General features: G+C 48.3%; 11 protein-coding genes and 1 other annotated feature. All 11 genes read left to right on the plus strand.

Annotated elements, in window-relative coordinates; genetic code table 11:
• Positions 1–23: 23 nt before the first annotated feature.
• Positions 24–2117, plus strand: a complete 2094-nt coding sequence (gene mrdA / locus DESLBE_RS21145) for a penicillin-binding protein 2 (RefSeq protein ID WP_144678152.1) — start codon at positions 24–26, stop codon at positions 2115–2117.
• A 216-nt stretch (positions 2118–2333) separates the two neighbouring features.
• Positions 2334–3020 (plus strand): septum site-determining protein MinC, encoded by a 687-nt coding sequence (gene minC / locus DESLBE_RS21150; protein WP_058491253.1) that lies wholly within the window; start codon positions 2334–2336, stop codon positions 3018–3020.
• A gap of 66 nt (positions 3021–3086) precedes the next feature.
• Entirely contained in the window at positions 3087–3881 is a 795-nt protein-coding gene (gene minD / locus DESLBE_RS21155; RefSeq protein WP_005816779.1) for a septum site-determining protein MinD, read from the plus strand.
• A gap of 30 nt (positions 3882–3911) precedes the next feature.
• Positions 3912–4187: a cell division topological specificity factor MinE gene (minE, locus tag DESLBE_RS21160; protein WP_005816777.1), complete on the plus strand. Its 276-nt coding sequence runs from the start codon at positions 3912–3914 to the stop codon at positions 4185–4187.
• Positions 4188–4374: 187 nt separating this feature from the next.
• Positions 4375–5538, plus strand: a complete 1164-nt coding sequence (gene rodA, locus DESLBE_RS21165; protein WP_058491252.1) for a rod shape-determining protein RodA — start codon at positions 4375–4377, stop codon at positions 5536–5538.
• Between the two features lie 638 nt (positions 5539–6176).
• Entirely contained in the window at positions 6177–6923 is a 747-nt protein-coding gene (locus tag DESLBE_RS21170; protein ID WP_005816557.1) for a peptidoglycan DD-metalloendopeptidase family protein, read from the plus strand.
• 88 nt (positions 6924–7011) lie between these two features.
• Complete coding sequence (locus DESLBE_RS21175; protein WP_144678153.1) at positions 7012–7887, plus strand: M50 family metallopeptidase; 876 nt, start codon at positions 7012–7014, stop codon at positions 7885–7887.
• Positions 7888–8027: 140 nt separating this feature from the next.
• Positions 8028–9884 (plus strand): TIGR03960 family B12-binding radical SAM protein, encoded by a 1857-nt coding sequence (locus DESLBE_RS21180; RefSeq protein WP_144678154.1) that lies wholly within the window; start codon positions 8028–8030, stop codon positions 9882–9884.
• Entirely contained in the window at positions 9881–10594 is a 714-nt protein-coding gene (locus DESLBE_RS21185) for a TIGR03936 family radical SAM-associated protein (protein ID WP_018212433.1), read from the plus strand. Before DESLBE_RS21180 ends, DESLBE_RS21185 begins: the two co-directional genes overlap by 4 nt.
• A gap of 10 nt (positions 10595–10604) precedes the next feature.
• The gene (locus tag DESLBE_RS21190; protein ID WP_144678155.1) at positions 10605–11840 is read left to right on the plus strand and encodes an Rne/Rng family ribonuclease; all 1236 of its coding nucleotides are present in this window, start codon (positions 10605–10607) and stop codon (positions 11838–11840) included.
• A gap of 105 nt (positions 11841–11945) precedes the next feature.
• Positions 11946–12057 (plus strand) — a sequence feature (ribosomal protein L21 leader region).
• A 9-nt stretch (positions 12058–12066) separates the two neighbouring features.
• The gene (gene rplU / locus DESLBE_RS21195) at positions 12067–12378 is read left to right on the plus strand and encodes a 50S ribosomal protein L21 (RefSeq protein WP_011460896.1); all 312 of its coding nucleotides are present in this window, start codon (positions 12067–12069) and stop codon (positions 12376–12378) included.
• Position 12379: the final 1 nt, after the last annotated feature.

Consider the following 12379-nt stretch of genomic DNA (forward strand, 5'->3'; position numbering starts at 1 on the left):
CAAAAATCTAGGAGGCGAAAAAGATGGAAGAAGATAAAGAACGCAAACCCTATACACGCCGTCTCTGGGGCCTTAGCGCCGTCGTGTTTCTCGTATTCCTGATTCTTGGCTTCAACCTTTGGCGATTACAAATCGCCAAAGCGTCCTATTACGAGACAAAGGCCCAGGGTAATATCATGAAACTTGTCTCCATCCCTTCCAACCGTGGAGACATTGTCGATCGCAATGGTGAATTGCTGGTTACCAGTGTGCCTCAGTTCGCTCTGACTATTGATTGGATGGATCTGCAAACGGCTCCCGTCGATAGTGTGCAGGAAGTCGTTGCCCGCCTGGCGGGCTACATTAAACCCTATTGGCCGATTAAAGAGCAAAGTGTGGAGAATATCACAGAGGATATTCTGGTCATGATGCAAAATCAGCAGTGGGAGCGTTATCGGTCGGTTACGGTTATGGGTGATGTGCCGGATCCTCTAAAGGCTATTATTGCGGAGCATAAGGATGAACTTCCGGGTATTAACATCGAAGCATTGCCTGTACGTGATTATCGCAAGGGTACCTTAGCCGGTCATCTTTTGGGATATGTCCGTGAAGTAGGCAGTGAGGAGGAAATTGCTTCGTTTAATAAAAATCCTCAAGCCCAGGAGGATGGGTTTAAATACACCCAAGGGGATCAGGTAGGAAAAATGGGCGTGGAAAAAGGCTACGATTACTGGCTGCGCGGCAGAGAAGGGGTCCAGCAGGTCATCGTGGACAATAGTGCCCGCCCCATTGCCAAAGAAGTCATTCAGCCCTCCGAGCCCGGGAAAACCCTGCAACTGACCCTCGATGCCAAGCTGCAGGCTGTGGTGGAGAAGACCTTGGATGATGTGTTCAGGGAGTATGTACATCCGCAGCATCCCGACTCCAATCAAGGTGCCGCAGTGGTCATAGAAGTTAAGACGGGAAAGATCCTGGCAATGACTTCCCACCCCTATATGGATCCTAATGATCTGACAGGGATTATATCTGAAGAAACTTTTGAAAAATACTTTCAAGTGAAAGATGCGGCCTCCTATAACCGGGCTTTAGCCGGAACCTATGCCCCGGGCTCAACCTTTAAAATGATTACAGCTATGGCCGGTTTGCAGGCCGGTGTGGTGACTCCTTATGAGCAGTTTAACAGCTCCAATGTGGCGGCTACCCTGGGAACACAGCATGGTATTCAGGAGTGGTCTCCAGGGGGTTTTGGCTTAGTGAATTTGAATCGGGCCATGGCTAAGTCTTCCAATACCTATTTCCAAGCGGTGGGGCAAAGAGTCTTTAATAAAAACGGAGAGTTAATAAAGCAGATCGCCAATGAATTCGGTCTGGGTGTCTATTCCGGGGTAGATATTCCCGGTGAGTCCAAGGGGAATGCTCCTTCACCGGAATGGAAAAAGGCAACTTTCGGGCCCCAATATGAAAAAAAGAGGGATAATGACCTTGCTAAAATCGAAGAGGAGTATAAGGTTAAGCTGGCGTCGGCTAAAGATGAGACTGAACGGAAGAAATTAGAAAGCCAGAAGAAGAACAAGATCAATCAAGTAGAAGCGGATTATGCTTATAATGTTCGTTGGTGGGTGGATTGGCAGTATTTCGAGACCTTTAATACCGCTATCGGACAAGGGGATAATGTTTATACACCGCTGCAGCTTGCTAATTATGTGGCGACCATTGTCAACGGTGGTAAGAGAATGCAGCCCTATGTGGTGGACAAGATCCTGGATCCGGTGACAGGTGAAATAGTGTATCAGAACGAACCAGTAGTTAGAAATACGGTCTCGGTTTCCCCGGAAGTATTGCAGACAGTTAAAGAAGCAATGAGCAAAGTCACCAGCGGAGAAGGGACGGCAAGCGGACTTTTTGCTGATGTTCCGGAGTTCAGCGGTGGAGGTAAAACCGGAACGGCTCAGCTTGGTTCTAAAAACACGGCAGAAGGGGAGCTCTTTAATGGGGTCTTTGTGGCCTTTGCACCTTATGATGATCCGCAAATAGCCTTTGCCGGAGTTGTCGAATACGGAGGCCATGGTGGAGAAACGGCCGGTGCTGTAGCTAAAGCTGCTTTTATGGAGTATTTTGGCTGGGGAGCAAATAAGTAAGATGAATTTGGAAGTAATATAACGAAACAACGGAAAAAAACGAGGAAATTCGCCTTCGTTTTTTTTCTTTAAGCGAGAGGGAAAACGGGAAGCACTGTAGAATTAGTATGAGTCAATAAATGGCGCGATTTTTCCACGCCTTTAAACTTTGGACAAGTTTTCACCGAGGCAGGGTACCGGGGGCCTCAAAACATGGAACAATTGGGGGATTAACGGTTGACACGGACAGAGCATATCGCCTTAAAAGGTACTCGGGAAGGCCTCATTTTATATCTGGATCCCGAGGCAGACTTTTCGCTTTTGATGGATGAACTTAAAAAGCTGCTGGAGGACTCCGACCAATTTCTTCAAGGAGCAATGGTTCGGTGCTACGGAGGGGAAAAGGAATATTCTCCGGAGCAACAGGAAGAGCTAACTTGTTGCCTGGCCGAGCATAGTCTTACTCTAAAAGGGTGGCTTACGGCTGCAGAAGTTTATTCCAGTGTCCGGAAGACACCGGCCGTTCAGGAAGAACCTCAGCGGATTCCGGAAGAAGGTATGGAGGAAGGTCCCAGCCTGTTTGTGGAGCGCACGCTGCGCTCGGGGGCCAGCATTCAGTATGACGGTCATGTCATCATCCTGGGCGATGTTAATCCAGGTGCAGAAATTGTGGCCGGCGGGAATATTGTTGTGATTGGGTCCTTAAAAGGAGTTGCCCATGCAGGTGCTAAGGGTAATCGGAATTCAATAGTGACTGCTTATCATTTAGTGCCAACTCAGCTGAGGATTGCCGATCTGGTGACCCGTTCTCCGGAAGGTGAGCAGGAATGGAGGGGCCCGGAATGTGCTCGGATTAAAGATGACCGCCTTGTCGTTGAAGGGATTCAGCTCAATGGACTCAGGGGAAAAGGAATGATTCGTTAATTATAGCGATATGAGGCTCCATTGGTTTGAAAATGTGAAGGAAATATTGGAAAGGTAGGTTGAAATATGGGTGAAGTCATTGTAGTAACTTCAGGAAAAGGTGGAGTCGGCAAAACAACCACTTCTGCAAATATCGGAACAGGGCTTGCTGCACAAGGGCTCAAAGTAGTTTTAGTGGATACGGATATCGGGTTGCGCAATTTGGATGTGGTCATGGGACTTGAGAACCGCATTGTTTATGATATCGTCGATGTGACCAGCGGGACATGCCGGTTAAAGCAAGCTTTGATTAAAGATAAGCGTTTTGAGAATTTGTATCTCCTTCCGGCAGCCCAGACCAAGGACAAGTCTGCAGTAAGCCTTCAGCAAATGAAGGATCTCTGCGACGAATTAAAGAAGGAATTTGATTACGCTATCATTGACTGCCCGGCAGGTATTGAGCAAGGTTTCCGTAATGCCATAGTCGGTGCTGACCGTGCCGTAGTCGTCACCACACCGGAAGTGAGTGCCGTCCGTGATGCGGATAGAATTATTGGCCTTCTGGAAGCAGCTGATTTGCGCAGTCCGCGCCTAATCATTAACCGGATTCGTCCCCATATGGTGAAGCGTGGCGATATGATGGATATTTCCGATATCATTGATATTTTAGCTATTGAGCTGCTAGGAGTCATTCCTGATGACGAAAGCATCGTCATTTCTACAAACCGTGGCGAACCAGCGGTCATGGATCATTCCTCACGTGCTGGAGAAGCATACCGACGGATTACACGAAGAATCCAAGGCGAAGAGGTCCCGCTGATGAATCTCGATGTACCCGATGGATTCATGGATAAAGTGAAAAAGTTCTTCGGTATGAAATAAGTGCTTGGCACTCAAGAGGAGGAATAGGCCATGTTAGAGTTTATTAGTCGAATGTTAGGAAAGGAACCCGCTTCTAAAAACGTTGCAAAAGAACGCTTAAGGCTTGTCCTCGTGCATGACCGGGCTACTATCTCACCACATATGCTTAATCAATTGAAGGAAGACTTGATCAAAGTAATTTCTAATTATATGGAGATTGACGAGGGTGCTTTAGAAGTAAATCTTAATCAAGATGACCGTGAAGTGGCCTTGATCGCCAATATTCCTGTTATAAAAATGAAACGGGATTATTCTGTCAAAGGGTAAAAGGATAAGAGATTCTGGTGAATAGTCGGGCAAGTGCCGTAAGACCTTAAAAAACACAGTCTTACGGCACTTTTTTGTGTATAATCATCATTCTTATCTTAAAGTTGGCAGCCGAGACTTTGGTACAACTGCCCCTTGTGTTATAATGGAAGTTGTAATTTTGTGGTGAAAAAGGGGTACTTTATCTATGCTCGATCGTCGAATGTTGAAGAATCTCGACTTTCTTTTTATCCTGTTTGTTTTTCTGCTCTTAGGCACGAGTCTCCTCATTCAGAGTACAGCTTCATATAATATCTACGAATCACAGCCTTTCCGCCTTCTGAAAATCCAGTCGGTGTGGATTGCCACCGGGCTTATATTATGCACGGTCATCGCTTTATTTGACTATCAAAAGTTAAGGCGCTTTTCCTGGTGGATTTATGCGTTTAATATTGCCTTGCTGTTGGCGGTTTTTGCTTTCGGAGAAGAGGCTAAAGGGGCTCAGCGCTGGATCCCGGTTACATCCACTCAAAACATACAGCCCTCTGAATTTGCCAAATTGTTTATTATTGTGACGTTTGCCGATTTCTTGTCCAAGCGTCAAGGAAAGCTCAATCGGTTTCGGGATTTCATTCCGCCTTTTTTGTATATACTTATTCCCATGCTCCTTATTGTAAAACAGCCTGATTTAGGAACTGCCTTGGTATTTGTGGCGATTTTGATCGGCATGATGTTTGTAGCGGGTGCCAATCCCTGGAAGTTCGGGGGCTTGATCGTAGGTGGAATACTTATTGTAGCTTTTGCACTATGGGTTCACTTTGCGGAGGATTTGCCCGGCTGGCTGCAGTTTGCCAAGGCGATTCCTTTGCCCCTCCATGATTATCAGCTGCAGCGCCTGACGGTTTTTCTCGATCCGGCTGCCGATATCAGTGGAGATGGTTACCAGATTATTCAGTCCATATGGGCTATTGGATCAGGAGGATTTTGGGGAAAAGGCTATCGCCAGGGGACGCAGGCCCAGCTTGATTTCCTGCCTGAGCATCATACCGACTTTATTTTTTCCGTAGTCGGTGAAGAATTCGGTTTCATCGGCACTATTACTTTGTTATTTTGCTTCCTCATCTTTTTGCTTAGGGCGGTCAATATTGGGATGAAGGCCAAAGATGTTTATGGAACGCTGGTTGCAGCCGGAATCGTCTCCATGTTTACCTTTCATATTCTCGTCAATGTAGGTATGACCTCGGGAATTATGCCGGTGACAGGAATCCCGCTCCCTTTGATTAGTTACGGAGGCAGTGCTATGTGGGCCAATCTTATGGCCATTGGTGTTTTGCTTAGCATCAATATCAGACGACAGCGGCTTATGTTTTAGCGACAGCGGCTTATGTTCAGAGAAAAGGTACCGACAGGCTCTAGGGCAGGTCGGTGCTTTTTGTGTCTTTGGGGTGCTGTGCCAGCGGAGGATGGGAGCGGTTGTCTGGGTCGTGCCGCTTAGCTGGTCTGGGGCGCGTAACTCGGTTCAGGTCGCGTAGCTTTACGCACAACGCGTACTCCATAGCTCCGGGGCTGGTTCACTCGCTTTCTTAACAGCTACGCCAAACCTCCGGGTAATACCTGATGTGAACCGTGGCTTCGCTAAATCCGTCCGCTTTTGTACGTAAAGCTACGTCTTACGGGTCTCGCGTTAGCTTCTCCCCAGGTCCTTCTTCAGAGACTTTCCTGGGGAGCGCCGACCTTGCCGCTCAAAGCGACGTCGGTAAAGACGGAAAAAGCGGCTCAGACATCGTACAACTTCCCCCGCAGTTCCCTTAAAGCCCTGCATGCACAAGACCTAAGAAGCAGCCCAAGGATTTTGCTTGACAGGAGGAAGCGAATTTAAGCGACCGGTGTAAAGCAAAATCCTGGAGAATCCTCTTTCGGCTCTTTTCAAAACAGTTCTACGATAAGCTTTTACCGCATAGGTTTAAGCAAGTGTACGAGCATGATTTTGGATAAGGCGGGGGAAAAAGCATGAATCCATATGAGCGCTGGGATGATTGGGAATGGGAAAGGGCGGCTCAGGAGGTGGGCCGGGAAAGAGGCTTTAACTACGAGGAGCGGCCGCGGAAGCGACCCTATACAAGGAAAAAGAAGCCCTTGGGGCCTCTGTATCAATGGACCGGACTACAGAAGAAGGCAGCCCTTTCCGTGACCTTTTTCTTAATGGTTTTCTTCGCTTCCAAGGGAGAAGATATGCTGTCCCAAGGGATTTATACGGCTTATCAGGGAACCGTACAAAGCAGCAATTATTATGCATCCCTTAATGGCATGGCTTTGCAGGTTTTGGGGATGAGCATCGAAAATAAGAGCACAGCTGTGGACGCGACCATGCAGGGGAAATTCATTCCCCCTGTATCAGGCAAAGTCATGGCCGGGTTTGGGGGAGCAGGGGAAGGGCAGGCCGGTCTCCACAATGGGATTGATGTGGCCAGTGCTTTAGGTATCCCCGTGGTAGCACCTTATCAAGGGGTGGTGACTCATGTGGGAGAGGATCCGCAACTGGGAAGAGTGGTTAAGCTCGATTTCGGCAATGGCTGGACAGGAGTGCTCGGCAATTTTGGGGATATTGCCGTGGCCGAAGGACAAAGGGTGGATAGTGGTCAGGTGCTGGGTTCAGTGGGACTATCAGCTCCCTTAAAAAAGACATGGCTGCATATAGAGCTGCGTAAGGATGGAGTACCAGTGGATCCCTTGCCCTACTTGGTTCCTGCTAACTAGAGGTAGCGGGCTGACCAGAGGCTGTAGGAGATAATATGGAATGCCGTGAGGAAGTGGCAAAGGAAAAACGATAAAGGAAGAGAAAGCGATGGAGATTGCTCGTATTCAAGGGCTCAGCATAAAAGTTCACCCGACATTCTGGCTGGTTCTGCTTGCTTATGGGGTCCTGGGATTGTTTACCCAGGCTCTTCTTATCTTCCTCTTGGTCATAGGACATGAGCTGGCTCATTTACTGACTGCCAAGGCTTATGGCTTCAGAGTTAATGGGTTGGAGCTTTATCCTTTCGGCGGAGTAGCCCATTGTGAAGATCTTTTTGAAGGCAGGAGACTTGAGGAAAGCATGATGGCTTTAGCCGGGCCCGTCTTTAATCTTGTTCTTCTTTTTGGGGCTCAGGCCTTGCGCTGGGAAGGAATCTGGACGGGGCCCACAGCGGAGGCCTTTGTTCAGCTTAATTTCTGGCTGGCTGTGTTTAATCTTACACCGGTTCTCCCCCTGGATGGGGGAAGGGTGGTTCGTGCCTTATTCTGCGATGCCTTTGGATTTGTTCAGACCACGAAATTCCTGGCCCGGGCAGGTCAATTCTTTGGGATGATCCTCGCCGTAGCAGGTTTGGTCCTGGTTGGGAAAGAGATCTATGAAGGAATTGCCACCTGCTTTCTTTTAGCGGGATTCTTTTGGGTATCGGGACAAAAGGAAATTAACTCGGCACGAATTACTTTCTTACGTCAAATTACCCGTAAAAAAGAAGAACTTCTCCATAAAGGAATCATGAAGAGCAAGGCCATTGCCGTGACGGCAGAAACCCCCCTCATACGTATCGTGGAAGATCTAACCCCGGATCGCTATGCACTTATCCACTTGCCCGGGGGTGAGGCCTTTGGAATTGAGCGGACTTTAACGGAAACCCAAGTAGTGGAAGGAATGCTGAGGAAAGGGATACATTGTCCTGTGGGAAAGCTTTAAGGCGGTTATTTAAAGTAATGAATGTAAAAGAATTGCTTTCGCCAAACTTATGCCGGCTTGGTTTGTGCAAATCCTCCAACTTTGTGATATAATAGATAATTACCAACTAACTCGCATAACAAGGAGGACTAGCTTTAATCATGACCGATTATAATACGGCAGATATTCGTAAGCAGGTGGAACGTTTCCTGCCCAAGGTATTAAAGCCGAGCAGATATCTTGGCACAGAGTGGAATGCAATTCGTAAAGATTGGGAGCATAGCAAAGTTCGGATGGCTTTTGCTTTCCCGGATGTCTATGAAGTGGGAATGTCCCATCTTGGCTTGAGGATTCTCTATCATTTGGTAAACTCCTATGAGGATTTTCTATGTGAACGGGTCTTTGCTCCTTGGGTGGATATGGAAGATAGGATGAGGGAGAATACTATTCCCCTCTATGCTTTGGAATCCTATCGCCCCTTACAGGAATTTGATGTGGTAGGATTTACCCTGCAATACGAGATGAGCTTTTCCAATATCCTTAATATGCTGGATTTGGCCGGGATCCCGCTGCGGGCCAAAGACCGGGGACCGGAGCATCCTTGGGTCATCGCCGGCGGACCGTGTGCCTATAACCCGGAACCCCTCGCCCCGTTTATCGATTTCCTGATGATCGGAGAGGCGGAAGAAACCCTGCCCCAGCTCCTTCGTTTAATTCAAGAGCAGAAGGAAAATCCGGTTTCCCGGGAGGAGTTTCTCCTAAAAGTAGCTCAGGTGGAGGGGGCTTATGTCCCGGAATTTTACCAGGTCCGTTACCTGGAAGACGGACGGATTCAGTCCATAGAAGCAGATCCCCGGGTACCCAAGATTGTCCAAAAGGCTATCGTTCGCAATTTGGATCAAAGTTACTTCCCCACCAGCCCCATTGTCCCTTATATGGAGATCGTTCACGATCGCATGATGCTTGAGGTCATGCGTGGATGCTCAAGAGGCTGCCGCTTTTGTCAAGCGGGGATGCTCTATCGCCCGGTGCGTGAACGTTCGCCGGAAACATTGCTGAGGCATGCGGAAGAGCTGGTTAAATCCACAGGCTATGAGGAAATCTCCTTAACCTCCCTCTCCACCGGAGATTACAGTTGTATTCAACCGGTTATTCGGGGAATCCTGGATAAGTACAGCGAGGATAAAGTCAGTGTGTCCTTACCTTCTCTGCGCTTGGATTCTTTCGATGTAAAGCTGGCTGAAGAAGTTCAAAAGGTAAGAAAATCCGGGCTTACCTTCGCTCCGGAAGCGGGAACCCAACGCTTGAGGGATGTGATCAATAAAGGGGTCACCGAGGAGAATCTTCTTGATGCGGCGGAATCTGCCTTCAAAGCGGGATGGTCCAGCATCAAGCTCTACTTTATGATTGGTTTGCCTACGGAGACTCAGGAGGATTTGGACGGGATTGTAGCTATGGCCAAAAAGGTAGTCGAGCTGGGAACGCGCTTAGGCCGCCGGAATGTGAATGTCACGGTGTCCACCAGTTCCTTCGTCCCCAAAAGCCATACTCCCTTTCAATGGGAGCCCCAGGAAGGAACGGCTTCCCTAAAACAAAAACAACAGTATTTGCGTGAAAAGTTGCGGGATCGCCGCATTAAGTATAATTATCATGATGTAGAAACAAGCTATTTGGAGGCAGTTTTTGCTAAAGGAGACCGGCGCCTGGCCGACGTATTGGAACTGGCCGTCCGGAAAGGCTGTAAGTTCGATGGCTGGAATGAGCATTTTAAGTATGAAACATGGCTGGAATGCATAGAAGAACTAGGGCTTGATCCTCATTTTTACGCTCATCGGGCGATGGATTATGACGATATACTTCCTTGGGATCATATTGAGAGCGGCGTGAATAAGCGTTTCCTCATGAATGAACATCACAAGGCATTGAAAGAGTCAAGGACACTGGACTGCCGGTATGTGGATTGCACAGGGTGCGGTATCTGTCCTGAACGAGGGTTACAGATTGATTTGAAAGGGTGAGGACCTTGAGGGTAAGAATCGCCTATACCAAAATGGAAGAAGCGAAATATATTGCGCATTTGGATTTGGCCAGAGTCTTTGAACGTGCCCTGCGCAGGGCAAGCGTCCGCCTGGCTTATTCGGAGGGGTTTAATCCCCATCCGAAGATCGCCTTTGGGTCTGCTTTGGCGGTGGGTGTCGAAGGCGAACAGGAGTATGTGGATATTGAATTAGCTCAGGAAATGGATTTAAAAGAGCTCATGGGCCGTTTGCAGGAGCAGCTCCCTACGGGGATCCGTCTCATTGAAGGCAGATATGTAACCCAGGCAGCCAAAGCTTTAATGGCAGTATTAAATTCGGCCAGTTATCAAGTCACTGCCTCCTTGGGCCTGCCGGTGAGCGAAGCACGGTTGCAAGAGGGTATCCAAGCTTGGCTGGCAAGACAGCAAGTACCCTATATACGTTATAGTAAGAAGGGCAGAGTTGAGAAGGATATAAGACCCTGGGTTAAAGTATTGGCAGGTAAGATCCAGGGCGATGAGGCCATCTTTGACATCGAAGTTGAAGTGGGAAACCAGGGCAGCGTCCGACCAGAGGAAGTTCTGGGCAGCCTTGGTGATTTGGAGAACCTCCCCTTGGATTTGGAGCATCTTCGCATTAAGCGCACAGGAATTTATGTAAGCTACGAAGGGCAAAAGTTCTCCCCTTTGGATGAGGCCTTCGGGAAGTGAGGAACCACCCGTGAAAGAGATTGTTCTGCAGGGCCAGGCCCAAAGAATGCGGGCAGCGGTGCTAGAGGATGGGGAACTGGTTGAGGTTTATGAAGAGGAAGGCTTAATTTCCCGATTGGTTGGCAATATCTACCGGGGGCGGGTTATCAATGTGCTGCCGGGTATGCAGGCGGCATTTGTTGATATTGGCTTGGAGAAGAATGCTTACCTTTATGTGGGAGATGCCGTGCCCTTTCAGTATGAAGAAGATGAGCGCCTTCCCCCGTCAAATGAGCTGCGGGTGGAGCAGGTGCTCAAGCCCCGCCAGGAGCTGCTGGCTCAGGTTACCAAAGAACCGGTAGGCTCCAAAGGAGCAAGAATCACCACCAATCTTACCATCCCCGGCCGTTATGCTGTCCTGATGCCAAACACTAAATATATAGGCGTTTCGCGCAAGATTACGGAAGAAGCAGAGCGAACGCGGCTGCGGGAGATAGCCCGTGAAGCCTGTCCGGAAGACAAAGGAATCATCGTCCGGACCTTGGCTAAGGGAATAGAGGCCAAGGAGCTTGCCGCTGACTTCAAAGAACTGGTAGCTTTGTGGGAGCGCTTGGAGAAAAAAATCCCTCACGTGTCCATACCTGGTTTGGTTCATCAGGATGTGGATCTGGTTTCCCGGGCGATCCGGGATTGGGTGGATCAGGAAGTAAAAATCATTACTGTTAATCAACCCGAGGTTGCAGAGGGGATGCGCAACGCTTTACGGGAGTTGGGCCATCCGGCTGCGAACCACGTGCAATTGGTTTATAAAGAGGATATCTTCTCGGATTATGGCATTGATGATAAGATCCGCCAGGCTCTCCAGCCTAAGGTATGGCTGAAAAGCGGCGGCTATTTGGTGATTCAGCAAACTGAAGCCTTGACAGTTATCGACGTGAATACCGGTAAGTATGTGGGGGATAAATCACTTCAGGATACCATCCTGCACATCAATCAAGAAGCGGCCCTTGAGATAGCCAGACAACTGCGTTTGCGGAATTTGGGCGGGATTATCGTTATTGATTTTATCGATATGACTTCAGAGGAAGACAAAGAACAGCTTTTGCAGGTGCTGGAAAAGGCGGTAGCACGGGATAAACTGAAATGTCAGGTGATGGGTCTGACTCAATTGGGATTGGTGGAAATGACGCGCAAAAAAGTCGGACAAACCCTCGAAGTAAGGTATGGACATCCCTGTCCCCATTGCGATGGCTCCGGAAAGATATAAATATAATGGTGCCCAATCAAAAAATAATGATAAAAAAACGTGGGAAAGCTTAGAAGCAATTGACAGCATAGAGCACTTAGTGCTAAAATATCTAAATGTGGTGACTTCTCACCGCAACCGCGCGAAACAGGCATTTTAACAGGTTTTTGTGTCGTAATCTCTTTTTTGCAGGGAGATTGAAACAAACCGGCCTGACAAGGCGAGTCTAGGCATGGGAGGTGTAATAATGTACGCAGTGATTGAAACAGGGGGTAAGCAATTCCGTGTTGAAGAAGGCAAGGTCCTCTTCGTGGAAAAGCTTGATGCCAATGTGGGAGATACCGTGACCATCGATAAAGTTCTTTTGGTAGAGAAAGATGGTGCTGTTAAAGTCGGTACTCCGGTTGTGGATGGTGCCAAAGCTCTTCTCAAAGTTGTGGAGCATGGTAAAGGCGAAAAGATAATTGTTTTCAAGATGAAATCCAAAAAGAATTATCGCCGTAAACAAGGACATCGTCAACCCTATACTAAAGTAGTGGTTGAAGCTATCCAAGCATAAG

The sequence above is a fragment of the Desulfitobacterium sp. LBE genome, from assembly GCF_007830365.1.
Lineage (GTDB): Bacteria > Bacillota > Desulfitobacteriia > Desulfitobacteriales > Desulfitobacteriaceae > Desulfitobacterium > Desulfitobacterium hafniense.